Consider the following 26,503-nt stretch of genomic DNA (forward strand, 5'->3'; position numbering starts at 1 on the left):
ATGCGGACAGTATCTCCGGGACCCGCGAACGGTCCCTCTGTCACGGCGACCGTCCCGCTCGGCGTGCCACCGGTCTGGGCGGTGCTCGAGCGCAGGCTGTTCGACGCTCTCGACGAGGCCTGGCGGGCGTTCGCCGCCCGCTACTGCGGCCCCGACGGGCGGCTCGTCTACCACGGGCCGGCCGCCGACCGGGACGGCGCCGACGACTTCTACGAGGCGTTCTTCAACTGGCCCACGCTCTACCAGCTGGGCGGGGCCGACGACCTGCTGGACGCCTCGAAGCACCACTGGGAGGGCGTGACCGCGCAGCTCACCGAGCTGGGCTACCTGGTGGACGAGTTCGAGCGCGGCTATGACTGGTTCCACCAGGGCGAGTCGCTGCTGCTGTTCTACGGCATCTGCGCCGCCGACCCGCGCGACGAGCAATTCCGCGAGCGCGCCCGCCGCTTCGCCGACCTCTACCTGCCCGGCTCGGCCAACTACGACGCCGAGCACGACATCATCCGCGCCCCGCACAACGGCGCCGGCGGCCCCCGCTACGGCCTGCAGTGGGAGTGGGCCTCCTACCACACCGACCTGATCAGCATGCGGCCGTACGGGCTGCCGCTGCGCGACCTGCCGGGCATCGCGGAGTGGGCGGACCTGGGCGACCCGAGCAACGCCGCCCGCATGGGCGCCGCCATGAACGAGCGCCTCGGCCGCGGCGACGTGGCCGTCAACCTGGCCGCGACCAGCCTCGCCGTCAACGCCTGGCTGTACGACGGCGACGACCGCTACCGCGACTGGGCCCTGCGCTACATCGGCGCCTGGGAGCGCCGGGCCGCGGCCAACGGCGGGATCCTGCCCGACAACGTGGGCCTGTCCGGCGAGGTCGGCGAGCTGCACGGCGGCCGCTGGTACGGCGGCACCTACGGCTGGCAGTGGCCGCACGGCCTCTACAGCGTCGGCGCCGCCGCCGCGATCGCCGCCGTCAACGCCCACCTGCTGACCGGCGACGAAGCCGCGCTCGCCATCGGCCGCGACCCCCTGGAGATCGTGTACGACAAGGCCGTCCAGGCCGGCGTGACCGAGACGGAGATGAGCACCAGCGACCGCTGGCTGGCCGAGCTGGGCGACGAGGCCGGCAAGCCCACCATGCTGGTGCCGAACCGGCACGACGACGCGGGCTGGTTCGACTTCCAGCCGCCACAGCTCGGCCTGCCCGTCTGGCTCTGGTACACCTCGCTCGGAGGGCAGACCGCTCTCGGAGGGCAGGACGCCGAGCGGCTCGACCGGCTGAGAGCCGCCTCCGGCTACGACTGGGCCACGGTGCGCCCGTTCCGGAACAAGGAGGAGGCCGGGCACGAGGCGCCCTGGCTGGAGTTCCTGCGCGGCGCCAACCCCGGCTTCCCCGAGGCCATGCTGTCCACCGCGCTCGGGCAGGTGCAGCGCCGGATGGCGCTCATCGACGCCGACCACGAGGATCTGTCCGCCATCCACGTGCACCACTGGCAGCGGCTCAACCCCGTGCTCACCGAAGCGCTGCTGCAGCTCGTCACCGGCACCCCGCAGGTGCTCTACAACGGCGGGCTGCTGCCCACCCGGCTGGCCTACTTCGACGCCGACCGCCACCGCCCGGGGCTGCCCCGGGACGTGGCCGCGCTGGTCGACTCGGTACGCCCCGACGGCACCCGCGTCGAGCTGGTCAACCTCGGCCTCACCCACACCCGAAGAGTCGTGCTCCAGGCGGGCGCGTTCGGCGAGCACCGCATCGACCGCGCGGTCATCACCCGGGGGGATGAGGACTACCCCGGTGACCCGCGCGCCTACACCACTCCCCCGATCACCGAGTCGGAGCGGGAGGTGACGGTGGACGGGCCGCGCCTCGTCGTCGAACTGCCGCCCGGCCGCCGCATCCGGCTCGACCTGCACACGACCGCGCGCGTCCGCACGCCGTCGCACCAGTACTACTGAGGAGTTACATGGACGACGCCATCTGGGATCTGCCTGTTCGCGGGCAGCTGCCCGCCGGACCCGACCCCGTCCTCGTGGAGGGGCTGAAGCGGATCAGCTCGGCCACCGCCTGCGCCAAGCTGCACGCCCAGGGCATCCGGCGGACCTTCATCGAGGGACCGCGTCCCATCGCCCATGGGCAGAAGATCGCCGGCCGGGTCCGCACGCTGCAGTTCATGCCGCAGCGCGAGGACATCGCCTCCGGACTCGGCCAGGAGTACGTCGAGCGGCACACCGCGCTGTGGGCCGTGCTGGAGACGATCGAGCCCGGCGACGTGCTGCTCGTGCAGGCGTACGGCAGCGCGTACACCGGCTGCTTCGGCGACATGCTGGTGCGCTACTTCAAGCGCAAGGGCGGCGCGGGCATCGTCGTGGACGGCCGGATCCGGGACCTGCCCCGGGTGAGCGGCATCGGGCTGCCGCTCTGGACGACGGGCGCGACCCCTCATTACGCCTCGCAGGCGGAGCTGTTCCCGTGGGCGTACGACGTGCCGGTGGCCGTGGGCGGGGCGCTCGCGCTGCCCGGCGACCTGTGCGTGGCCGACGACGACGGCGCCGTGGTCGTGCCGCGCCGGCGCGCCACGTCGGTGCTCGAGGCCGCCGCCGACCACGAGCAGTGGGAGCGCTACAGCCGCGCCCGCATCGAGGAGGGCGGGGCGCTTTCTGACTACTACCCACTCACCCCCGAGACCCGCGCCGAGTACGAGCGGTGGCGGGAAGTTAAGGAGAGCCAGTGATCCTCAGGTCCCTGGGCGCGGTCGTCTTACTCCTGGGCGGGCTGACGACCCCGACCCCGGCGGCTGCCGCCAAGACGTGCGACTATTTCGTCTCCCCCTCAGGCGGCGACCGCGGCGACGGCAGCGCCCAGCGCCCGTGGAAGTCCATCGAGCAGGCCCGCGACCAGCTCCGGGCCAAGAAGAAGTACCACCAGAACTGCGACATCGTGGTCAACCTCAAGACAGGTGACTACGTGGTCGACAAGACGATCACCTTCGCCGAGGCCGACTCCGGCGAGAACGGCCACAAGATCATCTACCGCAGCGCCGACGGCCCCGGCAAGGCCAGGCTGCTCGGGGCCAGGCCGCTGACGGGCTGGCAGAAGTACGACGACAACATCTACAAGACCAAGGTCGACCGGAACTTCTACACCCTCTTCGAGGACGGCAAGCGCGCCACCACCGCCCGCTACCCCAACAGGACCAGCGACGACCTCTGGTCGCCGTACCTGTTCTCGGTGCTGCCAGAGGCGGAGTACCAGGCCGTGCACAACTGGCTCTTCTTCGACCCCAAGGACGTCCCGAAGGAGTGGGACGCCGACTTCGACAAGAACGCCCAGATGGTCGTCTGGTCGGGCGGGTCGTGGAGCTGGTTCAGCGACACCGTGCCGCTGGGCGGGGCCGACTTCCGCAAGAACTTCTTCACGTTCAACCACGACACCCGCTTCAGCCTCGTCAACAGCCGCAGCGGCTCGCGCTACTTCCTGCAGAACACGCTGCGCTTCCTCGACCAGCCGGGCGAGTACTACTTCGACTTCGCCAACAGCGAGGTCTACTACTGGCCGAAGGGCTCGATCGACAAGGTCGTGGCGCCCACCGTCAAGACGCTCATCTCGCTGGCCGGGTCCTCGCCCGAGCGGCGGGTGCAGAACCTCGCCTTCGACGGGCTGGCGCTGCAGTACTCCGACTTCGTCGACTGGTACCGCTACGGGTGGAACGCCGCCGGCGACTCGGGCTACGAGCACAAGTACCCGATCTACGACCGGCAGATCGAGCTGCCGCGCAACCGGTTCGGCATGATCACCGTGACGAACTCCCGCGACATCGACCTGACCAGGCTGCACCTGTCCGACAGCGGGTTCACGGGCGTCTTCCTGCTCTTCGCCAACGAGCGCGTCAAGGTGACCGACAGCCTGCTGGACAACATCGGCGGCGACGGCATCAAGGTGGAGGGCGGCTATCCCGGCGAGGGCGACATCACCGGGCACCACACGTTCGCCAACAACTACATCTACCACGTCGGCGAGCTGGTGCCCGGCGACGCGGCCGGCATCGAGATGATGAACACCGGCAACAACGTGGTCAGCAACATCGTCGTCAAGCACAGCGCCCGCTACGGCATCAGCCTGGAGGTCCGTCCCGAGATCAAGAACGAGGACAACTACGCCCGCAACAACCGGTTCTCCTACATCCGCCTGGAGGAGACCGGCCTCGACAGCGGCGACATGGGCGCCTTCTACACCTACGGCGTGCACAACGTCGAACCGCACCCGATCGACAACTACGTCTCGCAGATGGTGATCGGCGACGTCATCAACGACCCCGCCGGGCAGATGCCGGACTCCGGCACGCGCGGCGTCCACATGGACGCGGGCGGCTGCGGGTTCTCGATCGAGAACGTCGAGGTGGGCAAGGTCAGCGACGACAAGTACCAGGCCTACAAGTGCAACGAGGTCAAGAACGCCAACTGGGCGGACGGCTTCGACACCTCGAAGATGGAGTACGACAAGATCGGTGTGACGAGCTCGTTCCCGTACCCGATCCCCAGCTAGACGCGTCGCGAGGGCCCGGCCGGGCCCTCGCGCTCGCCCCTCGCCCCTCGCCCCACCGCCGACCACCGCCCGACACCCACCGTCCGCCGTCCGACACCTGACGCCCGCCGTCGCATCGCGGCGGGGGCTGCCCGCTTGTCCGGCCTCCTAGCAGCCTGTGTCCGCGTCCGTCGCGCGGGCGCCGCACCCCTGGAGCGCACGCATCGTGACTCCTCCGCTCTATGAAGGGAGCGGCTTCTCGCTAAGCCGCTTGCGCAGCCTCGCGAAGGGCAAGCCCTGCCCTCAAGATGTTGATCGCCGCGTTCACGTCGGCGTGCGCGTAAAACCCGCACCCCGTACATCGGAAGACGGCTTGGGTGACACGGTTCTCCTTCGCGCAGTGCCCGCAGCGCGAGCAGGTACGGGAGGTGTTGGCGGGGTTCACTGCGATCAGCTCTCGACCGGCGCTTTCAGCCTTGTGCGACAGGATCGTCAGGAACGCGGACCAGCCCGCATCGAGAATGCTCTTGTTCAGCCCGGATTTAGCCGACTGGCCGTTAGCCAGGTAGCCGCCTTCGCCGTCCGGTTTCGGCGCGGCACGCCGGGTCATGCCCGCGACGTTCAGCGCTTCGTGCACGATCACGTCGTAGCCGCGGACCAGCGCGAGCGCGGCTTTGTGCGCCGAGTCGAGGCGTTGCCGCCGCACCTTGGCGTGCAGGGCCGCCACCCGCGCGACGGCCTTACGGCGCCGCTTGGATCCTCGTTTCTTACGGGCGAGCTCTCGCTGGGCCGCTGCCAGACGGCTCGCGGAGGTGGCAAGGTGCCGCTGGTTGTCGAGGTGGTCGCCGTCGCTGGTCGTGGCCAGCGAGGCGACACCCATGTCAATACCCGCGACCGCGCCCGTAGCGGGAAGGGTCTGCGCGGGCACCTCATCGCACGACAGCACGACGAACCAGCGGGCGCCTTCCCGCTTGACGCTGATCGTCTTGACGATGCCCAGCACACGGCGGTGCTGGTGGACCCGGACATGCCCGACGCCCTGCAACCGCACGTAGGTCGCGGCCGGGTGGCAGGGCTGGGAGTCCCACCGGCAGCCGTCGCCGTCCTTGGGCCACTCGACCGTGTCGAACCAGCCTCGCCCCTTGAAACGCGGGAACCCTGGCGTGCGGCCTGCTTTGACACGGTCGAAGAACGCCCGGTACGCCTTGCCCAGCCTGCGGAGCGTGGCCTGCTGGGAGGAGAACGACCACCGGCCCTGACCGTCGGGGTCGTCGGCGCGGATGTGCTTCAGCTCCGCCGACTGCTCGCCATAGCGCACCGTCACCCCGGCTTTGCGGTAGGCCGTACGGCGGTGTTCGAGAGCCGCGTTGTACAGCTCCCGGTGGTCTTCCAGGCACTGTGCGAGCGCGGCGGCCTGCTTGCCGGTGGGGCGCAGCAGGAACTTGAACGACCTGCGCACACCCACCCCCCACGCTCGGTAACGAGACCACCACGATATCGGCTGGCACCGACAAACCCGGAAGGAAATCTGTGACCCGCGGACCTGACAGATCAAGGCACGCTCGGGCCTTGACGGCCCTCCCGCTCCCGATTCCCCCGTCGCCTGAAGACGACGGTTACCTCGGGAGACTCTGATGGACGACCTCTCGCGCCGTGGCTTCCTCTTCACCGCGACCCTCGCCGTCACCCTCGCCTCCGGCTCGCCCACCTCCGCCTTCGCCTCAGGCTCGCCCGCCTCCATCGCCGGTCCTCCCGGGGCGGGCTGGTTCGCGCGGCCGCGCCGGGCCGTGCGGCCGATGGTGCGCTGGTGGTGGCCCGACGCACACGTCGATCCCGCCGAGATCCGGCGGGAGGTGGACGTGCTCGCCGACGCCGGGTTCGGCGGGGCGGAGATCGCAGCGGTGCACCACAGCATCCGCGACAAGTCCGTGCTGGACCCGGCCCGGCACGGCTGGGGCACCCCCGCCTGGAACGCCGCCGTCGAGGCCGCGCTCGACCAGGCGGCCCGGCGCGGCCTGACCATCGACCTCACCATCGGCCCGTCCTGGCCGGCCGCCGTCCCCACGATCACGCCGGAGCACCCGGCCGCGGTCAAGGAGCTGGCGCACGGCTCGGTCGCCGTGGCCGGGGGCGCCACGTACGCGGGCGAGGTGCCGCCGCCCGCCGTCGCCGGGCATCCCGCGCGTACGCTGCTGCTGGTCCAGGCGGCCCGGCTCGACCCCGCGAACTCCACCCGCAAGGAGACCGGCCTCGACCCCGCCTCCGTGGTTCGGGTGCCCGTGAGCGACGGGCGCGTCGACTGGACGGCGCCCGCCGGGGGCGAGTGGGTGCTGATCGCGTACTGGGAGCGGGGCTCGGGCCAGCGTCCCGAGTCCGGCCCGCACACCGTGCCCGAGGCGTACGTGGTGGACCACTTCAGCCGGGCGGGCACCCGGGCGGTGATCGACTACTGGGAGTCCACGCTGCTCACGCCCGCCGTGCGGAGGCTGCTGAAGCGGGCGGGCGGTGCGCTGTTCGAGGACTCCATCGAGATCGAGAGCGACGCGCTGCCGTGGACGCCGGGGCTGCTCGCGGAGTTCGAGCGGCGGCGGGGGTACTCGCTGGCGCCGTTCCTGCCGGTGGTGGTGCTGGCGGGGGAGGATCCGGTCTTCGCGTACGACGCCGTGCTGACCAGGCATGCCCGCAAGGATTACTGGGACACGGTCTCCGAGCTGTTCAACGAGCACCACTTCGGGATGCTGCGCGACTGGGCGCATTCGATCGGCCTGGAGTTGCGGGCGCAGCCGTACGGGCTGCAGACCGACGCCATCGCCGCCGCGGCCATCCTGGATGTGGCCGAGGGTGAGTCGCTCGGCTTCAAGAACCTCGACGACTACCGCTGCCTGGCCGGGGGCCGGGACCTGGCGGGGCGCGAGGTGCTGTCGTGCGAGGCGGGGGCGTACGCGGGCGGGGCGTACACGACGACCTGGACGAAGCTGCTGCGTACGGTGGGGGGCGCGTACGCGGCGGGGCTCAACCAGACCGTCCTGCACGGTTTCTCCTACGCCACGGCGCCGGGTGCGGCCTGGCCCGGGTTCGCCGCCTTCACTCCCTACTCGGGGACAGTCGGCTACGCCGAGTCGTGGGGTCCGCGCCAGCCCACCTGGCGGCATATCGGCGACATTTCCCAATATTTCGCGAGAATCCACCAGATCATGCGAGAAGGTGCGCCACGTGCTGATGTGGCGGTGCTGCGGCAGACCGGCTACACCAAGACCGGCATCGGCGCCGCCTGGTTCACCGCGAGCGGCGTCCCCACCGGGTGGACCCACCAGTTCATCAGCGCACCCCTGCTCGACCTGCCGTCCGCCCGCGTCTCGGGCCGCCGGCTGGCGCCTTCCGGGCCCGCCTACAAGGCGCTGTTCGTGGAGGGCGACCGCTTCTACGCCTCCGAGTGCACGATGACGGTCGCGGTGGCGCGGCGGCTGCTGTCGTACGCGCGGGCCGGGCTGCCCGTCGTACTCCTCGGCGCGTGGCGGTCCGCCTCGGTGCCGGGGGTGGCCGCGGAGGGGGAGAACGAGCGGCTTCGAGCGGTTCTGACCGACCTGCTGGCCGAGCCGTCCGTCCGGCTGATCGCGGACCAGGCGGAGGTCCCGGTCGCGCTCGCCACCCTCGGCGTGCGTCCCGACATGCGCTACGCCACCGCATCCACCCTCCTCGCAGCCCGCCGGGTGGCCGGCGACGTGGATTACTACTACCTCTGCAACGGCAAGCACACCGAGAACCCGAAGCCACCGGTGGCGCCCATCGACCACGACGTCACGCTGGCGCGCACGGCCCGCGACGGCGTCCCGTACCTCCTGAACCCGTGGACCGGCCGCGCCGAGCGCCTGGCGCTCTACACGGCCGACACCGACGGGATCCGGCTACGGGTGAAGCTACGCCCGGGCGAGTCGACGGTGCTGGCCATCGGCCGCCCCGGCCTCTTCGGGACCGGCCCGGTGCAGGGACCTCACGCCGTGGCCACGGACGCCGACCTGGTGAGGTACGACCTGGGCACGCTGGTCGTGCGCGCCTCCCGCGCCGGGACCTACACCACCACGCTCTCCGACGGCCGCACCGTCACCACCGTGATCGGCCCGGTGCCCGAGCCGGTGCCCCTGTCGTCGTGGCGGCTGGAGGTCGAGGACTGGCGTCCGGAGGGCACGACCACGCACCGACTGACCCTCGACCGGCTCACCCCCTGGTCGGACATTCCCGAACTGACCGACACGTCCGGCATCGGCGTCTACACCACCGATGTGCGGCTGGAGGGCGGGGCGTACCTGGAGCTCGGCGCGGTCACCGACACCTGCCGCATCCTCGCCGACGGCCGCCGCCAGGACCCCGTGAACCAGCTCAACCCGGTCGTGGACCTGGGACGGGGCGTCCGCACACTACAGGTGGAAGTGGCCACACCCCTCGGCAACCGGCTCAGGGTGGCAGACCCTACGGTCTACGGCGGCCTGACCCGCCAGCCCTACGGCCTCCTCGGCCCGGTCCGCCTCGTCCCGTACGTGGAGACCCGCCTGCACCCGACCTCGAACCATGATCATCATACCAATGGTATGATGAGGGCATGAACGCTGCAGCCAGCGAGGCCATGCCCGACTGCGCGGAATCATCTCGGGCCGCGCTCTATATTGCCCACGACGTACCTGGCCCGAAGGTCAAAAAGGCCATCAGCATGCCGGAGCAACTCGCCGCCGAAATCGATGCGCGTATCGGCCGTGGTGAATTCTCCGCTTTCATGGCCAAAGCCGCCCAACACTGGCTCGCTTTGATGAAGACGGGCGAGATAGTCGATGAGTACGAGCGGCAGCACGGCCCTATCAGTGAAGAGCGATTGGAGCAAGCGAGGCGTCGGTGGCGCGACGCCTGAAGCAACTCCCGGCGACAACTGCCGGGCCGCTGCTGGTGCTCGACGCTCAGGCTCTCTCGCTCCTGGCCGACAACCACGCCAGCACCGTGGACCTGGTGGAAGTGTCTCGCGAGGACGGGTATGCAGCAACCATCAGTGTCGTCACCCTCGCCGAGCAACGCAGGACCGGACAGGCGGCGGCACGCATGCGCTGGCTCCGCTCTCGGTTGGTGATCGTGCCTGTCACCGAGCAACTGGCCGATCTGGCGGCGGGGCTGCTGGAATACGCCGGACTCGATGGTCATAGCAACGTCGTCGACGCGCTCGTGACTGCTACAGCGGCCTCAGCCAACGCCCCGGGCCGCCTGCTCACTGCCGACGGCTCCCACATTCCCGCTTTGTGCAAGGCCGCCGTTGAGTTGGGGGCGCGGCAGATCCAGTGGCTCAAGGCCTAGAAAGCACATGTCTTCGCTCCGCAGAGGCTGAGGTACCCGGCAGATCGTGGAATCGCAGGACGTCCCGGCTTGCGCCCAACAGGCAGCAGCGGCTCCAGCCACCACGCATCGGTCAAATCCGCCCGCATGCCACCAATAAGGTCTCCGTGTTCGTTGGTCTTCTTGGTCGTTGACTCATCTGCCAGCGACCTCACCGCTACGTCATCTACGTCGATCGTCGGCACACCGGTGCCCAAGACGTTCAGCCGAACTCACATCCGCCCTGCCCCCATTTCGCCAGAACGAGCCCCTTTCGCGTCCGAGCCGCCTGCACCTATTCACATCCCGCGGGAGAAACACGCCGTACGCCGGGAGAAACAATCACACCTGAGCGCAAAGCGATGACCTGCACAAACTCTGGCGGTGTGGCACTGTGCTCACCCTCAGACCTTGCACCCGCCCACTGGTGCGGGATTGCCCTTCCCACCTTCGCAAAGGCAGGAATGCGGTGAACATAGAGGCACAGATCCTCGCTTTGATAACGCGTATCCGAGCGCTCGAGGAGAGCATGCAGCCCGGAGACGACAGCTCCAAGACGATCGGCATCGCCCTGGTGCTGACGGATCTCGCCGACATCCGGGCCGAGATGAGACAGGACCTCGCGGCCCTCGGTGACGAACTCGCCGGCCTCCGCCGCCATATGAACGACCGCTTCGCCACCATCCAGTCCGAGCTGCTGCACAGGCTCGGCGGGCTCCCACCCGAAGTGACCAACTAGCGACCCGGGAGGCCAACCGATCACAGGACGGAACAGCCCTGCCTGAGACTGTCCTTTGCACACGGAGTCTCAGGTGGGGCCGTCTTTTGAGACACGCCCTGGGCGGTGACAAGGCAGGCAACCGGGAGCGGTGGTACGGGGAGAATATCCCGCGGGCCGAAGCCCGGAAAGAACGCGGCTTGGGGCAGAAAGATGTCAGCGATCATGTAGGTGAGTGCTGCCCGGTTTCCCAGATCGAACATGGCGAGGTGGGTGCCTGACGCCTCTTCGATCACCCACCGCCGAATGGAACGGTCTGCCCAGGTCAGGGGGTGGAGGACGGCTCAGGGGTCCCGTTGGACCACAGGCAGGTGGAAGTGGCGCCCAGGCTGAGCACATCACCCTCCGTCCAGCCGATGGACATGAAGAAATCTTCCGGGCGCGAGCGCCCGTAGAGTTGCAGGCCGTTGTCGGACTCGGCCTGGATGTAGTGGCCCTGGCTCTGCCAGTACGCCTTCACCTGGGCGATCACCTCCTTGAGCGAGTCCTTGGGCAGCCCGCGCAGGTAGTACGCGCGGTTGACCACGATCCGCTCTTCCGAGCCTCCGTCGAGCGGATCGAGGCAGAGACCGTCATTGAGACTGGGCCGGTGCAGCTCCAGCTCGGGCTTGGGACGGATGATGCCGGCGGTCCCGTTGATGAGCTGCTCGATCCGGGCGAGCGCCTGAGCCTTGGTGATCGTCGGCTTGTCGGCCGATGCGTTCATCACTCCTCCAAGTACTCCGCCGCACCCGGCAACGAGCACCGCGGCTGCGATGATCAACATCACGGAGCGGAACATCTACTCTCCCGGCGGGGTGGGCGAAGGCTGCGGAATGGGCAACGGCGGGGACACCGCTTCCGGAGAGGGACGCGACAGGGATGGCGTCGGCAGCAGCGGCGGAGGCGACACCGGCTTCGGCGTCGGCAGCTTTGCCACGTGATCATGCTGACCGTTGATAATGAATCCCATATTCTTCAGCGAGGTCGTGTGATCGTCCCAGTAACCGGAGTGTGTCCCGATGTCGTACCCGGTGAAACCCAGAAGACCCGAAACCGGTGTGGGGTCGACGAGAAACCGGTTGGCGCCGAAGGCGATGTTGCTGGGGTCGGTGCCGAAGGGGCCTGGGCCGTTCGGGAGGGCGGGTTGCAGCACGCCCGAGATGGGGTGCCGCCCACCGCTCAGCGGAAGATGCCCCAGGTCGGCTACCGGGTCCTGCGGGGACTCCCCTACCCACACCTGTTTGACTCCCAGATCGCCCGCCTGCATTGCCATCGTCCCGGGGCTGCCCACGAGGATGAGCTGATCGGCGAGCGTCCCTTTCCGCGTCTGGGCGGCGATGCCGGCTACTACGCTGCCGTAGCTGTGGCCCAGGACGGTGAACCGAGGTGTGCCGGCCGCCTGATGGGTGGCGTGCAGGCCGTCCAGGAAGCTGGCCAGTGGGCCGGCTCCGGCCTGGGCGAGATGGGGTGAGGCGACGGAGGTGTCCGCCCGGAGGATCCCGGCGTCGAGTTGCGGGGCCGTGTAGCCGAGCCAGAGGATCGAGGCGGTCTTCGTGTGGGGGGCCGAACGGCTCGCCTGGTCCCAGAGGGTTCCGGCGCGGGCCACGTCGGCGCCGATCCCCTCCAAGGTGCTGCCCGTGCCCGGCACGGAGGTGACCACCGAGTCGGCCTTGTCAGGGTCGCCGAAGGAGATGGCGGCCTTGCCGAGCCCGCCCAGTTCGAGGGCGAGCAGGAGCGCGGGCGGGCGGCCGTTGACCCCGCCCAGGGCCAGGCTCTTGGTGACGGCTTCGATCTGCCGCTGCTGCTTCTCCAGTTCCTCGATCTCGCGGCGCATGCTCATCCTCCGCCACGCGTCCGCCATGATGATCCCCTTCGCCAGGGACTCGTCCAGGACCCGGAGCTCCGCCAGCCGCTTGGCGATGGCGTCCTCGCGCATGGCGAGGTAGGCGCGGTTCGCGGTGTCGCGGGTGGCGGCGGGCACGCCGTTGAGCGAGCCGACCAGTTGCGGCGCGGCGTCGATGAGCCGTCGGTGGGTGGCCGGGTCGAGCAGCTGCCACCAGGCGCTGACCCGGGCGGCGAGGGTGGGGTCCTTGCCGGTGTTCTGGGCCGCCACCATCTTCTCCAGCGCCGAGGTGTCGCCGGCTGCGGCGGCGGCCATCACGTCGCCGATAGCGCCCGGGGCGGGGGCGGACCCGCCGAACAGCCCGAAGCCGAGCACGGCCGCGGTGGCCGCCTCTCCATCGGGGCGACTCTGGAGCAGGGTCAGCCGTCTGCGCAGGTCGACGACCTGTCCGGCGGCCCAGGCGCCCACGCCCCCGACCTGCTGGGCGGGCGCGGCGCTGATGCCCGCGGAGCCCAGCGCCGCCGAGAGAACACCTCCCGCGGCGGAGAGTTCGTGCCCAACCCGCTCCAGATCCGCCACCATGCGGGTCATCGCCTCCACGTTCATCCCGGCGTAGCCGCCGCGCGTAGATGGAGCGGCGGGGAGCGGGGTGGACAGCGACGGCGGGGCGGCGTGCCCGCCGAGGGCGCGGATGCGGTCGGCGACCTGCGCGGCCGCCACCTCGAAGGCACGCTGCAGCCGGACCCGCTGGTCACCCATGGCCTGGGCGAAGGGGCCGGCGCCACCGCCGACCCAGGCGTGGGCCGCCATGTAACGCATGCTGGAGTCGAGCGCGCCGACGTGATCGCCGGCCAGTCGCACCACCCGGGCCAGGGCCTCCTCCAACCCTGCCGTGTCACCTGCCACAACCTCGTACGGTGACACAGTCGCCACCGTACGGAGTCCGGTCATAGCCAGCCGTTATCGGCGACCGTCACTGAGCGGCCGAGCATGATAAGCGCGGCTTCCGGGCCGATCTTTCCTCCAGAACACCGCCCCGGCAGAGGGTCCGTCGTCATCCTCCGTGAATGACGACGGACCCTGGCGGCGGTAACCGGCTCATCTGTTGCCACGGCGCGCCGCACCGACCCTCGCCTTCTTGGTGACCAGGTGGAGCGGGTATCAAGCGATGCTCAGCACCGCTCGCCGGACCGCCACCAGATCGAAACGCCTCGGATCGAACTCCGCGGCGCTGGTCAACCCCGCCCATCGCACCAGGTGCTCGTGCTCCTCATGACGGGGATCGGCCAGAGCGGCCCGGAACTCGCGGTACCCCCACGTCCCGCCACAGTCCTCCGGCGGGCAGGCGCCTTCTCCTGCCACGACCGCCGGATACCGGACGCCCGCCTCGGCCGCCACCGCCCGCTCGAAGACGATCTCGTGCTCCCAGCTGTCGCCGAAGTCGTACTCCCAGCTGATCCGCGCGCCCGCGCCGCCCGCCACCTCGGCCAGGGTGGTCGTCGTCTCGTCCAGCAGGCCGTCGTCCCATTCGAGCGAGGGCCGGCCGTAGCGCCGCTCTCCGATGGTGAAGACGTGCAGGTGATGGTCCTCCCATCCCATGGCCACGGCCAGGATGCGATGGAGGCGCTCCAGCGAGATCTCGGCTGACACCCGTAGCCGCCGCCACACCACCGGGTCGTCGGTGTCCAGCAGCGTGACCTTGAGTTCGTACACCGGTTCCCCCGGAGCCGCCTCCCCCAGCGTGCGCCGTATCGCCTCCTGGCCGAGCGGGGTCAGCGCGGCTTCCCCGTTCGTCAGCTCGATCGCTCCCAGGTGTTCCAGCGCGCTCAGCATCCGTTCGGTGTCCTGGTCGTTGGTTTCCCGGGCGCGTTCGGGCTTCTCGATGAGGAACGGTGCCGACGCCCGTTCCCAGGACAGCTCGTACAGCTCCGTCAGCGACGCGGACCCGCCGTACAACCGGGTCAGCAGGGTATGCACCACAGGTGCGAACTCCTCGTGCAACGGCGAGGTCCACCACCCGGCTGGGCACACGGCCTCCGCCAGCCGTGGGAACGCCTCGAACGCCGCCTGCCACAGCGCGGCCGGGCGAGCGAGCGTCGGGGCGGCCTTCTTCACCGGGACCAGCCGTCCTTTGACCACCCGCACCAGGCCGGCGGCCCTGGCCCACAGGAAGACCCTCTGCAACCCGGAGAGCTCGGCGCTGGACGTGGTCTTGAACACCCGCCCACCGATGTCCGGGTCGACCACGTCACCGGTGTCCAACAGGTCCACCAGGGTCCTGGCGTCGGCCAGAGTGATCTGGCCGGTGGCGGTCAGTTTCCGGCCCGCGCCGACCCACTCGGTGAAAGCGCGCAGTTCCCGCACCACCGGGGGGTCCTCTGCCTCATGCACCCATCCAGCTAACACCAGTGGGACGCTCCTCGTTGCTCGGCGAGGCTCCCTATGCTGGAATCTTTGGACGCGGAACGTGACTCTCGCGCTCGCCAGGCGGTCCTGCACGGCTCCTCGTAAGCCGAGGCCTGCACCACCGGGGACCCATGAGTCTCGTGAGTCACGGGGGACCTGCATGGGGTGTTCCGGCCCATAAGCTGGGTTCGTGAATGCCGGAGTGAGACGCGAGTGGTGACGCGCAACGACGTGGCGCGGCTGGCGGGCACCTCGCCCGCCGTGGTCAGCTACGTGATCAACAACGGGCCCCGGCCGGTCTCGGCGGGGGCGCGGCAGCGTGTGCTGGACGCCATCAAGCAGCTCGGTTACCGCCCCAACGCGGTGGCCAGGTCGTTGCGCTCGCGGCGCTCGTGGACCATCGGGGTGATCGCCTCCGACAGCGCCGGCGGGAAGAGCCCGTTCTTCGGCCAGTTCACCCGGGCCTGCGAGGAGGTGGCCTGGCAGCGGGGCTACTCGGTGCTGTTCGGCAACTCCGCCGAGGATCCGGCGCGGGCGGAGGGCTATGTCAGGGGGTTCCTGGAGCGGCAGGTCGACGGGCTGGTGCTGATGAGGGTGCCGGTCTCGGCCGATCAGGCCGAGGAGATACGGGGACGCGTTCCGGTGGTCACCATCGACCACGCGGCGCCGCCGTTCTTCTCCCGGCTCGCGGTGGACGACGAGGAGGGCGGCTATCAGGCCACCCGGCACCTCCTGGAGCACGGCCATCGCCGCATCGGCTTCGTCGGCGGCCCGCTGGACATCACCCCCGTGCGGCTCAGGGCCGCGGGCTGGCGCCGCGCGCTTCAGGAGGCGGGGCTCCTCGAGGGGGGCGAGCTCGCCAAGGAGGCAGAGCTGGTAGAGGGGGCCGAGCTTGTCAAAGGGGCGGAGCTCGTTGAGGAGGGGGAGTTGAGTCTGGAGGGTGGCTACGAGGCCGCGCTCCGGTTGCTGTCGTCGCCCTCGCGTCCCACGGCCCTGTTCGCCTCCATCGACGGCCAGGCCATCGGCGCGATGCGGGCCGCCGCCGATCTCGGGCTGCGGGTGCCCGGGGATGTGGCGGTGGTGGGGTTCGACGGGGCTCGGGAGGCGGCGTACACGGTGCCCGGGCTTTCGACGATCAGCCAGCCGATAGACGAGATGGCCCGCCACGCTACGGAGACGCTGGTCGGCGCCATCGAGTCGGAGGGTGTGGAGCCGGTGACCAAGATCTTCTCCGCCACGCTGGTCACCCGCGGCTCCTGCGGCTGCCCCGAGCCTCGCCTGCACCGCTGATCCCCCAGCCGTTGATCACGCAGCCGCTGATCAGCCGGCCACGCGTGCCGCGGGCAGCGGCTTGTCAGGGCTCTTCCAGTGCGTACGCGATCGCCCGGGAGAGCCCGAGCCGCGTGCCGTCCCGGAAGGCCGCCGTGAACGCCTGAGCCCCCAGCTCCCGGCGGGCCCGCTCGGCGCACTCCTGGTGCGATCTCGCCTGGTACCGCATCCGCGCCGGAGAGGCGGCCACCGCCTCCCACAGGACATGGGCGGCTCCCAGCAGCCGGGCGGCCCGCTCGTACCGGCCACGTGCCGCGGCCGTCCAGGCCAGCACCTCCAGGGACTGCGGAAGGCCCCACCGGTCGTTCGCGGCGCCCCAGAACGCGGCCACCTCCCGCATCCTGGCCTCGGTCTGCTGCAAGTCGCCCTGCTCCCAGCGGGCCATGCCGACCGCGTACAATGCGTACGCGCGGAAGAGCGTAGCGTTACGCCTCTCGCACAATGTCACGAGTTCCTCACCGTACTCGGCGGCCCGGTCCGGGCGCATCGTGGCGGCGAAGAGGCCGGCGACATACAGGGTGACCCCCACCGCGTGGACGTCACCTCTCGCCCAGTGCCGGGCACGGGCCTCCTCCAGGAGCGCGAGCCCGCCCTCGACGTCGCCCTCGGACAACGCCGCGACCCCGGAGAGCTGGACGGCGAACGCGAGCGCCCTCTCGTCCCTCAACTGACGCGCGAGCGCCAGGCACTCCCGCGCGTCGGCCGCCGCCGCATCGCCCTGGTAGTGGGCGAGCAGCCCGTCGGCCCACAGGCCCATCGCCCTGGCGACGCTCGATCCGGGTACGAGCGCGAGGCCGCGCTTCAGCCAGTACCGGCCTTCGCTGAGACCACCGGCGACGAGCCAGTTGGCCCACAGCTCGGCGGCGATCTCCAGACCGGCGGCGGCGTCGCCGGAGCGGCCGAAGCAGAGGTCGAGGGCGACGCGTACGTTGGGCAGCTCCGGCTCCAGCTTCCGCATGCGATCGATCTGGCCCGGCTCCACCCGGTCCACGCGCACCTGCTCGACCAGTTGGCGATAGTGCTCGATGTACCGCTCGCGCAGCGCCTCCGCGTGCGCGGCGGGCAGCTGTTCGCGGCCGTACGCGCGGATGGTCTCCAGCATGCGGTGGCGGGCCCCGACGCCGTGCGGCTCCGCGACGCCCAGGATGGACTTGTCCACCAGCCCCATCATCAGATCCAGCACGTCCTCGCGGGCCAGTCCCTGCCCGGGGCAGACCGCTTCGGCGGTCTCGACGTCCACTCCCCCCGGGAACATCGACAGCCGTTCCCACAGCCGCCGCTCGCCGGGCGAGCACAGTCCGAAGCTCCACTCCATGGTCGCCCGCAGGGTCTGGTGGCGTGCCAGCCTGCCGGGGCCGACCTCTCCAGCCGGCAGGGCCGCCGCGTCCAGGCGCTCGTCGAGCTCGTTCACGAGGTCTTCCACGGAGGTCGTCCGCAGCCGCACCGCCGCCAGCTCGATGGCCAGCGGGATCCCGTCCAGGCGCCGGGCCAGCCGGGCGACGGCCCGGGCGTTGGCCGCGTCGACGTGGAAGCCCGGCCGGATCGTCGCCGCCCGCTCCGTGAAGAGGCGCACGGCGTCGCGCCGGGCGATGTCGCGGGTACGGTCGCCGGGCCGCGGGATCGGCAGGGACGGCACCGGCAGCACCCGCTCGCCGTACACTCCGAGCGACTGCCTGCTGGTGGCCAGGATCTGCAGCCGCGAGGTGCCGTACAGCAGCTGCTCCACCAGCCGGGCGCACGCGCCGAGCAGATGCTCGCAGTTGTCCAGCACCAGCAGCAGCTGTTTGTCCGCCAGGTGCTCGATCAGCTGGGCCTCGAGGTCCGGTGTGCGGTCGTGGATGCCCAAGGAGGCGGCCACGGCGGGGGCCAGCAGGTCCTCGTCCTCGATGGCGGCCAGCTCCACCAGCCGAACGCCCTCCCGGTACCTCCGGGGCAGGATCTCGCTGACGCGGCGCGCCAGCCGGGTCTTGCCGACCCCGCCCACGCCGGTCAGGGTCAGCAGGCGGGTCTTGGCCAGGAGCCGCCTGACCTGGGCGATCTCGTGCCGTCGTCCGACGAAGCCAGAGGCCTCGGCCTGCCGCCGGTCCGCCGCCGGCTCCTCGGCGTCCGGAGCGCTCCAGATCGTGTCTTTCACGGACATGATCACTCGCCGCCGGGCGGCCTCTCGCCGGTGCGGCGGGCCTGCTCCGCGACCCAGCCGACGATCTGGGTCCTGGAGTTGAAGCCGAGTTTGCACAGAATGTGCTCGATGTGGCCCTCGACGGTGCGCTGAGCGATCACCAGCGCCGCCGCAATCTCCTTGTTCCGCATCCCCCGGGCGATGAGCTGGGCGATCTCGGTCTCCCGCGGGGTGAGCGGCGTGTACTGGTCCTCCTCACCGGACGGGCCGCGCGAGGGCGCCTCCTCCATGAGGGCGTACGCGAGCGCCTGGTCGGCGGAGCGCCTGGTCCCGCGCTTGACGGCCGTCTGGAAGGCCGGTTCGCCAAGGGCGCGGCGGGTACGGTCCTCGCATTCGTCGTGGTACCGGACAAGGTGGCCGAATCCCAGCAGGGGCGTGCCGATCGCCTCCCAGACGTTGCGCAGAACGCCCAGCAACGCGCCGGCCCGCGGGTACTCCTCTTGCGCGGCGGCGATCCAGGCCAGCACCTCGATAGTGAGCCCGACCCCGACCGAATCGTCCAGAGCGTGGAAGACGCGCAGGCTCTCCTGCTCCAAGGCGGTCGCGCGCCGCACGTCGCCCTGGCGCCAGCATTCGATGCCGAGCGCCGTCGTCGTGTACGCCCGGTGCCAGCTCTCGCCGTGGGCGTCGCAGATGGCGATGCCCTCCTCGGCGGCGGCGACGGCGCTGTCCGAGCCGCCGAGGAACGAGTGCGCCAGGCAGAGCCAGGTCAGCGCCTGGACCTGGCCCGCCGGGTCCCCGCCGGCGCGATGATGGGTCACCGCCTCCTCGAAGGACTTGACGGCCGACTCGGTGTCTCCCGCGTGCATGGCGACCATTCCGGAGTAGAGCGCGACGTAGCCGAGCACCGGTTCCAGCCCGAGTTTCTCGCCGAGCGTCCTGCTCTTGGCCAGCAACCCGACGGCCGAGGCCTGATCGCCCTGGATGATGGCGAGCGAGCCGCATGCCCACAGTGCCCGGGCCCTGACCTCGGACCGGGCGGCGGGCTGCGCGAGTCCCTGTTCGAGCCAGTCGCGGCCTTCGCCCAGGTGGCTGCTGGTGATCCAGTGGTCGAGCAGGTCGCTCGCCATGTCGATGCAGAGCCCGGCGCGCTCGGCCTGGCAGTACTCCAGGGCGGTGCGCAGGTTGGGGTGCTCGACGCGCAGCCGGGTCAGCAGTTGCGCCTGCGACGGGCCGAACAGCTGCGCCTGCGCCTCACGCGAGAGCCGCCGGTAGTAGTCGCGATACCGGCGTTTCAGCTCCTGCTCCTGCCCGGAGGCCACGAGGCGCTCACGCCCGTACTGCCGGATCGTGTCCAGCAGCCGGAATCGCACTCCGTACGGATGTTCCTCGCGGATCAGGACGGACTTCTCCACCAGGCCGATCATCAGATCGAGGATCTCGTCATGGGCGATGCCGGCCCCGGCGCAGACCGCTTCGACCCCCTCCAGGTCCAGGCTGCCGGTGAACACCGACAGGCTCGCCCACAGCCGGCGTTCGTGCTCGGTGCAGAGCCCGTGACTCCAGTCGATCAGGGCGCGGAGCGTCCGGTGGCGGGACACCGTGGCACTCGGCCCCGTGTTGAGCAGCCCGAACAGATCGTCCAGCCGGTCGAGCAGCTGGTGGAGCGAGAGCACACGCAGCCGTACGACGGCGAGCTCGATGCCGAGCGGCAGACCGTCCAGGCGGCGGCAGATCTGCTCGATCATGTCCTGGTTCTCGCTCGTGACGGTGAAATCGGGCAGAACGGCCGTGGCTCGCTCGGCGAAAAGCCGTACCGCGTCGGACATGGCGGACGCCGTGTCAGGCTGGGAGTCGCAGCCCGGCAGCGGCAACGTCGGCACGGGGAACGCCTGCTCGCCGACGGCTCCCAGCGGCTGCCGGCTGGTGGCCAGGATGCGCAGGTCCGGGGCGCAGCGCAGCAGCGCCTGGGCCATCATGGTGGACTCGTCGAGGACGTGCTCGCAGTTGTCCAGGACGACCAGCGTCCGCCGCCCGCGCAGGTGCTCGGTGAGCACCTGGAGGGGTGGCCGGGCGGTGTGACTCTGGATCTTCAGCGCGGCGATCGTGGCCTGGGGCAGCAGGGCCGGGTTGTCGAGTTCGGCGAGTTCGACCAGCCAGACCCCGTCGGGGAAGGCCCGCCGCAGGTCGGTGGCGACGCGCAGGGCCAGCCGGGTCTTGCCGACGCCGCCCGGACCGGTGAGGGTGACCATCCGGGCCTCGGAGAGCAAGCGCTTGATCGCCGCTACTTCGTGCCGACGCCCGATGAAACTGGTCACCTCAGCGGGCAGACCGCCGGCGTACGTCTGCGCCGAGGCGCGCAACGTGGCAATGGTCATCGATGCCTCGCATCGGCTCCAGCGAGTGGGTCACCGTACGCGACCAAGAGCCGATATAACCAACATATGCCCAGGACGGGCGCCGATGACCCGGACGATATGCCTGGTCAACGGGCATATCTGGACCTTGTACCGAATCATGGGCAACCCCGGCCTCGCGCGTGGAACAAATTTTGCGCTGAGTGTCTGACTCGTCACTTAACCGACCTTGGCGGTGCTCTGATACGATCTTGGCCCACTGACGGGCTGGAGGCTTGGTGGCCGAAGTGTTGGCCCTGTTGGCCGAGGATCCCAGGACGGTGGGGTCCCACCGCCTGGAAGGGCGGCTTGGGGTGGGCGGGCAGGGCACCGTCTACCTGGGGCGCGGCGGCGACGGCGGCCCGGTGGCGGTCAAGCTCCTGCACCCGCACCTGATGGCCGACCACCGGGAGCAGAAACGGTTCCTGCACGAGGTGGAGACCGCCAGGCGGGTGGCGCCCTTCTGCACGGCCCAGATCCTCGACTGCGGGTTTCACGGGGGCAGGCCGTACATCGTCAGCGAGTTCGTGGACGGGCCGTCGCTGCATGACGCCGTACGCGACAACGGGCCGCGCGGGGCGGCCGCCCTGCAGCGGCTGGCGATCAACACCGCGACCGCCCTGATGGCCATCCACGAGGCCGGCGTGGTGCACCGCGACTTCAAGCCCGGCAACGTGCTGCTCGGGCCCGAGGGGCCGGTCGTCATCGACTTCGGCATCGCCCGGGCGCTGGACCTCAGCCAGTCGGTCGTCAGCAGCCAGGCCATCGGCAGCCCCGCCTACATGGCGCCCGAGCAGATCTCCGGCGGCGACGTCGGGCCCGCGAGCGACCTGTTCGCCTGGGGCGCGACCATGGTCTACGCGGCCACCGGGCAGCACGCCTTCACCGGCGAGTCGATCCCCGCCGTCCTGCACACGATCCTGCACGGCGAGCCGGACCTCGGCGGGCTGGACGGGGCGGTGCGGGCGCTGCTGGAGGAGTGCCTGTCCAAGGTCCCGGCCCGGCGGCCCACCGCCGCTCAGGTGATCGAACGCCTGCGCGCTCTGCCGTCCCCGGTCTGGAACACCGTTCCGGTGAGCCGGCCGGGACGCCCGGCCGTCGCCGTGCAGAAGGAGGACGGCCGGAGGCGGGGCCTGATCATGGGTACGGCGGGCGCGACCCTGCTCGTCGCCGCCGCGGCAGCCGGCTACTTCGCGCTCGTGCCCGCCGCGTCCGGCAGCAAGGCGACCGGGACGACCGCGGCGACCGCGGTGGCGTCGGTGCCCGTGGCCATGCCTTCCTCCAGCGCGCCTGAAACGCCGACCACGCAGGACACACCCGCCCCGGCGGAGATCGAGCGGTCGTCGGCGGCCGAGGCCGTGCCCAGTACGAGCGCCGTCCCGCGCGGCACGTCGAGCCCGACCCGCAGGGCGCCGCGTACGAAGGCACCGGTCGTCGAGCCCACCCAGAAGCCGACCAAGAAGCCGACCCGCAAGCCCACGACCAGGCCGACCAGAACCACGCCGCCCCCGAGCAGCCCGCCGGCGCCCTCCCAGGGCTCGATCACCTTCAACGACGCCCATGAATACTGCAAAGCGCAGGGCTACAGCATGGCCGCCGGAAACTGGAGCTCGCTGTCGTGCTTCGGCATGACGACCAAACCCATCACCGCGACGGCGGTGTGCCAGTGGAAGTACCAGGGCCGCGACGCGGTCGCCGAGCAGCCTCAGTACGCGTACTCGCAGGAGACGGCCTGCCGGCTGTCATGATGATCACGCCTTCGTGGCGGCGGCCACGATGCGGCGGACGATCTCCTGGGCGATGGGCTCCGGCGAGCCCGAGACGGTGACCCGGGTACGGCCGCCCCCGGGCACGAACGTGCTGGAGCCGTCCGCCCCCACCTCCACCCGCCCCTCCGGGCTGAAGGCGAACAGGTCCGGCGCCAGCATGCTCAGCACCGTGATCGGGTCGTGCGGGCTGTTCCACTCCTCGTTCCAGAACCGCCACCACTGCTCGATCTCCGCCCTCAGCGCCTCCCCCAGCGCCCCGGCCCCCGCGACGGCGGCCACGTCGGCGGCGTCCATCCGGACCGTGGTGGTGATCTCCAGGCCGGTCACCGTGATCGGCGCCCCCGAGCCGAAGACGATGGCCGCCGCCTCCGGGTCGCAGCGCAGGTTGTGCTCCGGCTCTGGGTCGTTGAAGCGGCCGCCCATGATCCACAGGTGCCGGACGTCCCGGGCGAACGACGGCGACGCCGTCAGAGCGTTGGCGAGGTTGGTGAGGGGCCCGACCGCCACGACGTCCACCTGGCCGGGCGCGCGGCTCACCTGGTCCACCAGGTACGCCGCCGCGTCCCCGGAGTCGACCGCCTCGGTCTCCAGGTCGGTGAAGAGCCTGCCCTCGTGACCCGCCCACCAGACGGGCCGGTCCGTGAGGGTCTTGGCCGCCCCCGGGATGACGGTCAGGGACCGGTCCGCGAGACGTACCAGCCGCTTGGCCAGGCGCGCCCGCAGCAACGTGTCACCGTAGACGGTCGTGCAGCCGACCAGGTCCACCTCCGGCGAGCCGAGCAGGACGGCGAGCGCCAGCGCGTCGTCCACGTCGGAGCCGATGTCGGTGTCGAAGATGACGCGCATGGTCGAAGAACTCATGGAGACCCTTCTCGGAGGTTGTTCTCGGAGGTTATTTGAGGCCTGTGGTGGCGATGGACTGCGTGAAGTGACGCTGGAAGCGCAGGATGATCAGCAGCGGGATGACCGTCAGCACGATCGAGCCCGCGAACAGTTGCCCGTAGTCGATGGTGAACTGGCCACGCATGTTCGCCAAGGCGATCGGGCCGAGCTGGTGCTCGGCGTCGGTGCCGATGAGCAGCGGCCAGACGTACGACTGCCACTGGAAGATGAACAGCGTCAGGCCCGCGCTCACCAGGGCGGGACGCGAGAGCGGCAGGTAGATCCTGGCGAACACGCCGAACCAGCCGAGCCCGTCGATGCGCGCCGCCTCCACCAGGTCCTTGGGGATGGCCAGGAAGAACTGGCGCAGCAGGAAGATGGCCAGGCCGTGGCCCAGGCCCGGGAGGATGAGCCCGGCGTACGTGTTCGTCAGGTCCCAGTCGCGGAACAGCGTGGCGAGCGGGATCGCGATCGCGTCGAAGGGGATGAGGAAGCTGAGCACCACGATCGCGAACAGCGCCCCCTGGCCCCTGAACCGCACCGCCGACAGCCCGAACGCGGCCGCCGCCGAGATCAGCAGGCCCACGGCCACGGTGGCCAGCGCCACGAGCAGGGAGTTGAGTATCGCGCGGCCGAAGTCGCCGGTGACCAGGCTCCCGTAGTTACCGAGGGTGGGAACGGCCGGTACGAGCGTCTCCCACGACAGCCGCGAGATGTGCCGGAAGATCTCCGAGCCGCCGCGCAACGAGCTGGACAGGGCCCAGAGCAGGGGCAGCGCGAAGGCCAGGCCGATGATCGTGCCCAGCAGGGCGTACAGACGTCTGGACACGGTCAGTCCCTCCCCCGGAGCAGCCGGAACTGCACGATCACCACGGCCAGGACGAGCAGCACGAGCAGCATCACCTCGGCCTGGGCGAGGTTCAGGTCGCCCACGGAGTAGGCGCGGGTGAAGATGTCGAACATGGTGACGTTGGTGGAGCCCTGCGGGCCGCCGTTGGTCAGCATCTGTACGGGGGCGAAGACGAGGAAGTTCGAGACCGTGTCCGCCACCAGCACGAACGCCAGCGGCCTGCGCAACAGCGGCAGCGTGACGTGCCAGAAGCGCGCCCAGGCCGACGCGCCGTCGATCGCGGCGGCTTCGTACAGGGAGGTGGGGATGTCCTGGAGCCCGGCGATGAGGAACATCATCCAGTAGCCGACGCCGATCCACGACAGCAGCACGATCAGCGACCACAGGGCCTGGCCCGGCGAGGTGAGGAACGGCTGCGGCGGGATGCCCAGCACGCTCAGCACCGAGTTGAGCAGGCCGTCCGGCCGGTACGCGACGCTCCAGATGGCCGCCGAGACCGCCGGAGGCACCGCGATCGGCAGGATCACCAGCACCCGCAGGAACCGGACGCCCGCGAAGCGGCGGGTGAACAGGACCGCGAGGGCCAGGGCGGCGGCGATCTGCAGCGGGTTGACGATCAGGCTGAACACGAGCGTGACGCGGACGCTCTGGAGGAACGTCGGGTCGGCGAAGAGCGTGGCGTAGTTGCCCAGGCCGACGAACGTGGTCTCGCCGGTGACCAGGCTGGTGTGGCTCAGGCTGCTGGCGAACGCCATGACGGCGGGGATCAGCCGGAGGACGAGGAGCGCGACCAGGGCGGGCGCCAGGAACGCCAGCGACACCAGCACCGGCCGCCCAACCACCCGGCCGCTCCGCTTACGCCGAGACGACGGCCGCCCGCCCGCCACGCCTCCGCCTCCGCCTCCGCCTCCAGACGACAGGTGGTGCCCGTCCGACGCGCCCGTCATCGCAGCTGGGCCCAGGCCGTCTTGACCTCCTGCGTGGCCTGTTCGAGCCGGGTCTTGGGATCGGCTCCGTTCCGGATGTCGGCGAACGCCTTGGTCATGATGTCCTCGAACTGGATGTACCCCACCGACCTGGGCCGCGCGACCGCCGTGTTGTCGGCGTCGTACGTGAGGATCTCGCCGACCCCCTTGCTCTTGTCACCGCCCAGCGCGTCGAGGGTGGGGACGTACTTCTCGAAGGCGGCCCGGTTCGACGGGATGATCGTGGTGGCCTTCGTGGTCAGCAGGTTGCCCTCGGGGTCGAGCGAGGCGTACTCGAGGAACTTGCGCGCGAGCGGCTGGTTCTCCGAGGCCGGGTTGATGCCCCAGGACCACGAGCCGGTCGGCGTCACCTGCTTGCCACCCTTGAAGTAGGGGTACGGCGCCACGCCCCAGTCGAGGTCCTTGGCCCCCGAGAAGACGCCTACGTCCCACGGACCGCCCGCGAAGAAGGCCACCTTGCCCTCGCTGAACAGCGGCGAGGTCTGGAACGAGCCGACCCCGCGCGGCGCCAGCTTGTTCGCGAACAGGTCGCGGTACCAGGTCATCGCCTTCACCCAGCCGTCGGTGGTCAGGTCGGGCGTCAGCATGTCGGGCCCGGTGATCCCGGAGCCGCCGCCGAGCGACTCGGCCAGGCTCTGCAGCTGGTAGTACTGCTCGATCTGCTCGGGGATGAACGCCCACTGGGCGCCACCCTCGGCCTGTGCCTTCTTGCCCGCCTCGATCGTCTGCTCCCACGTCCAGCGCTTGGCGGGGTCGCTCGGCGGCGGGGTGATCCCGGCCTTCTTCAGCAGGGTCTTGTTGTAGAAGAGGAACTGGTCGGAGGTCCAGATGGGGACGGACCAGAGCTTGCCGTTGTGCTCGTTGACCTCGTACTGGGCGGGCAGGGCCGCCTGCTTGACCCGGTCCTTCCAGTCGCTCAGATCGACCAGGAACCCCCGGGTGGCCAGCGCCGCGACGCGCGGCTGGTCGACGGTGTAGACGTCGATCGTGTCGTCCTTGGCGGCCAGCCGCTGCTGCAGCGTGCTGTTGAGCTGGTCGAAGGGGATCTGCGTGTACGCGACCTTCACGCCGGGGTTCTTGGCCTGGAACCCGTCGATGACCGGCTGGAACGTCTTGGGATCTTCGGGCCCGACGAACCGCAGCGTCTTCGACGCCGAATCTCCCCCGCCCCCGCCTCCTCCGGATCCGCACCCGGCCGCCAGCACGGCCAGGAGGCTCATCAGGGCCAGGCTCTTCTTCATGGCTTTGCTCCTTCAAGCCTTCCGGCCGCTGACCAGGTCAAGCGCCGACTC

19 protein-coding genes are annotated in these 26,503 nt (G+C 70.3%); 9 read left to right on the forward strand and 10 right to left on the reverse strand.

What is annotated here, in order from left to right:
• Genes ACWDRB_RS41890 through ACWDRB_RS41900 form a run of 3 tightly spaced genes read left to right on the forward strand, consistent with a single transcriptional unit; the run spans position 1 to position 4,540 of the window.
• Complete coding sequence (locus ACWDRB_RS41890) at positions 1 to 1,953, forward strand: hypothetical protein (protein WP_449903544.1); 1,953 nt, start codon at positions 1 to 3, stop codon at positions 1,951 to 1,953.
• A gap of 8 nt (positions 1,954 to 1,961) precedes the next feature.
• On the forward strand, positions 1,962 to 2,729 hold the full coding sequence (locus ACWDRB_RS41895; protein ID WP_449903546.1) for an RraA family protein: 768 nt from the start codon (positions 1,962 to 1,964) through the stop codon (positions 2,727 to 2,729).
• Positions 2,726 to 4,540: a right-handed parallel beta-helix repeat-containing protein gene (locus ACWDRB_RS41900; RefSeq protein ID WP_449903548.1), complete on the forward strand. Its 1,815-nt coding sequence runs from the start codon at positions 2,726 to 2,728 to the stop codon at positions 4,538 to 4,540. Before ACWDRB_RS41895 ends, ACWDRB_RS41900 begins: the two co-directional genes overlap by 4 nt.
• A 241-nt stretch (positions 4,541 to 4,781) precedes the next feature.
• On the opposite strand, the gene ACWDRB_RS41905 is transcribed toward ACWDRB_RS41900, so the two are convergent.
• Positions 4,782 to 5,978: an RNA-guided endonuclease InsQ/TnpB family protein gene (locus ACWDRB_RS41905; protein WP_449903550.1), complete on the reverse strand. Its 1,197-nt coding sequence runs from the start codon at positions 5,976 to 5,978 to the stop codon at positions 4,782 to 4,784.
• A gap of 175 nt (positions 5,979 to 6,153) precedes the next feature.
• On the opposite strand from ACWDRB_RS41905, the gene ACWDRB_RS41910 reads away from it, so the two are divergent.
• From ACWDRB_RS41910 to ACWDRB_RS41925, 4 genes are all read left to right on the forward strand, one after another.
• Positions 6,154 to 9,120, forward strand: a complete 2,967-nt coding sequence (locus tag ACWDRB_RS41910) for a glycosyl hydrolase (RefSeq protein WP_449903552.1) — start codon at positions 6,154 to 6,156, stop codon at positions 9,118 to 9,120.
• Positions 9,117 to 9,419, forward strand: a complete 303-nt coding sequence (locus tag ACWDRB_RS41915) for a hypothetical protein (RefSeq protein ID WP_449903554.1) — start codon at positions 9,117 to 9,119, stop codon at positions 9,417 to 9,419. Before ACWDRB_RS41910 ends, ACWDRB_RS41915 begins: the two co-directional genes overlap by 4 nt.
• Entirely contained in the window at positions 9,404 to 9,853 is a 450-nt protein-coding gene (locus tag ACWDRB_RS41920; protein WP_449903556.1) for a hypothetical protein, read from the forward strand. Before ACWDRB_RS41915 ends, ACWDRB_RS41920 begins: the two co-directional genes overlap by 16 nt.
• Before the next feature lie 547 nt (positions 9,854 to 10,400).
• The gene (locus ACWDRB_RS41925; RefSeq protein ID WP_363966701.1) at positions 10,401 to 10,610 is read left to right on the forward strand and encodes a hypothetical protein; all 210 of its coding nucleotides are present in this window, start codon (positions 10,401 to 10,403) and stop codon (positions 10,608 to 10,610) included.
• Between the two features lie 304 nt (positions 10,611 to 10,914).
• Here the strand turns inward: ACWDRB_RS41925 and ACWDRB_RS41930 are convergent, their stop codons facing one another.
• From ACWDRB_RS41930 to ACWDRB_RS41940, 3 genes are all read right to left on the reverse strand, one after another.
• Complete coding sequence (locus ACWDRB_RS41930) at positions 10,915 to 11,355, reverse strand: hypothetical protein (protein ID WP_449903558.1); 441 nt, start codon at positions 11,353 to 11,355, stop codon at positions 10,915 to 10,917.
• Positions 11,356 to 11,430: 75 nt separating this feature from the next.
• Positions 11,431 to 13,398, reverse strand: a complete 1,968-nt coding sequence (locus tag ACWDRB_RS41935) for an alpha/beta hydrolase (protein WP_449903560.1) — start codon at positions 13,396 to 13,398, stop codon at positions 11,431 to 11,433.
• Positions 13,399 to 13,635: 237 nt separating this feature from the next.
• On the reverse strand, positions 13,636 to 14,865 hold the full coding sequence (locus tag ACWDRB_RS41940; RefSeq protein ID WP_449903562.1) for a plasmid pRiA4b ORF-3 family protein: 1,230 nt from the start codon (positions 14,863 to 14,865) through the stop codon (positions 13,636 to 13,638).
• Positions 14,866 to 15,096: 231 nt separating this feature from the next.
• Between ACWDRB_RS41940 and ACWDRB_RS41945 the strand changes: the two genes are divergently transcribed.
• Positions 15,097 to 16,170 carry a LacI family DNA-binding transcriptional regulator gene (locus ACWDRB_RS41945; protein ID WP_449903564.1) on the forward strand — a complete coding sequence of 358 codons (1,074 nt, stop codon included), beginning with the start codon at positions 15,097 to 15,099 and terminating at the stop codon, positions 16,168 to 16,170.
• Between the two features lie 64 nt (positions 16,171 to 16,234).
• Here the strand turns inward: ACWDRB_RS41945 and ACWDRB_RS41950 are convergent, their stop codons facing one another.
• Complete coding sequence (locus ACWDRB_RS41950) at positions 16,235 to 18,349, reverse strand: ATP-binding protein (RefSeq protein WP_449903566.1); 2,115 nt, start codon at positions 18,347 to 18,349, stop codon at positions 16,235 to 16,237.
• Between the two features lie 2 nt (positions 18,350 to 18,351).
• Entirely contained in the window at positions 18,352 to 20,706 is a 2,355-nt protein-coding gene (locus ACWDRB_RS41955; RefSeq protein WP_449903569.1) for an ATP-binding protein, read from the reverse strand.
• 257 nt (positions 20,707 to 20,963) lie between these two features.
• On the opposite strand from ACWDRB_RS41955, the gene ACWDRB_RS41960 reads away from it, so the two are divergent.
• A complete protein-coding gene (locus ACWDRB_RS41960; protein ID WP_449903572.1) occupies positions 20,964 to 22,472 on the forward strand; it encodes a serine/threonine-protein kinase in 1,509 nt (502 codons plus the stop codon).
• Positions 22,473 to 22,475: 3 nt separating this feature from the next.
• On the opposite strand, the gene ACWDRB_RS41965 is transcribed toward ACWDRB_RS41960, so the two are convergent.
• The 4 genes from ACWDRB_RS41965 to ACWDRB_RS41980 all read right to left on the reverse strand — a co-directional run bounded on the left by ACWDRB_RS41965 (position 22,476) and on the right by ACWDRB_RS41980 (position 26,452).
• Positions 22,476 to 23,354, reverse strand: a complete 879-nt coding sequence (locus ACWDRB_RS41965; RefSeq protein ID WP_449903574.1) for a nucleoside hydrolase — start codon at positions 23,352 to 23,354, stop codon at positions 22,476 to 22,478.
• A 31-nt stretch (positions 23,355 to 23,385) separates the two neighbouring features.
• Complete coding sequence (locus tag ACWDRB_RS41970) at positions 23,386 to 24,204, reverse strand: carbohydrate ABC transporter permease (protein WP_449903577.1); 819 nt, start codon at positions 24,202 to 24,204, stop codon at positions 23,386 to 23,388.
• 2 nt (positions 24,205 to 24,206) lie between these two features.
• Positions 24,207 to 25,067, reverse strand: coding sequence for a carbohydrate ABC transporter permease (locus ACWDRB_RS41975; RefSeq protein WP_355201073.1), 861 nt, complete (start codon positions 25,065 to 25,067; stop codon positions 24,207 to 24,209).
• A gap of 101 nt (positions 25,068 to 25,168) precedes the next feature.
• Entirely contained in the window at positions 25,169 to 26,452 is a 1,284-nt protein-coding gene (locus ACWDRB_RS41980) for an ABC transporter substrate-binding protein (RefSeq protein WP_449903580.1), read from the reverse strand.
• Between the last annotated feature and the right edge of the window lie 51 nt (positions 26,453 to 26,503).

Source organism: Nonomuraea sp. NPDC003707, assembly GCF_053587055.1.

What these genes read in the sequence shown, in the direction of transcription:
- ACWDRB_RS41890 (WP_449903544.1), top strand. Translation starts at nt 1, where the DNA reads ATGCGGACAGTATCTCCGGGACCCGCGAACGGTCCCTCTGTCACGGCG.
- ACWDRB_RS41895 (WP_449903546.1), top strand. Translation starts at nt 1,962, where the DNA reads ATGGACGACGCCATCTGGGATCTGCCTGTTCGCGGGCAGCTGCCCGCC.
- ACWDRB_RS41910 (WP_449903552.1), top strand. Translation starts at nt 6,154, where the DNA reads ATGGACGACCTCTCGCGCCGTGGCTTCCTCTTCACCGCGACCCTCGCC.
- ACWDRB_RS41915 (WP_449903554.1), top strand. Translation starts at nt 9,117, where the DNA reads ATGAACGCTGCAGCCAGCGAGGCCATGCCCGACTGCGCGGAATCATCT.
- ACWDRB_RS41925 (WP_363966701.1), top strand. Translation starts at nt 10,401, where the DNA reads ATGCAGCCCGGAGACGACAGCTCCAAGACGATCGGCATCGCCCTGGTG.
- ACWDRB_RS41930 (WP_449903558.1), bottom strand. Translation starts at nt 11,355, where the DNA reads ATGAACGCATCGGCCGACAAGCCGACGATCACCAAGGCTCAGGCGCTC.
- ACWDRB_RS41950 (WP_449903566.1), bottom strand. Translation starts at nt 18,349, where the DNA reads ATGTCCGTGAAAGACACGATCTGGAGCGCTCCGGACGCCGAGGAGCCG.
- ACWDRB_RS41955 (WP_449903569.1), bottom strand. Translation starts at nt 20,706, where the DNA reads ATGACCATTGCCACGTTGCGCGCCTCGGCGCAGACGTACGCCGGCGGT.
- ACWDRB_RS41965 (WP_449903574.1), bottom strand. Translation starts at nt 23,354, where the DNA reads ATGAGTTCTTCGACCATGCGCGTCATCTTCGACACCGACATCGGCTCC.
- ACWDRB_RS41980 (WP_449903580.1), bottom strand. Translation starts at nt 26,452, where the DNA reads ATGAAGAAGAGCCTGGCCCTGATGAGCCTCCTGGCCGTGCTGGCGGCC.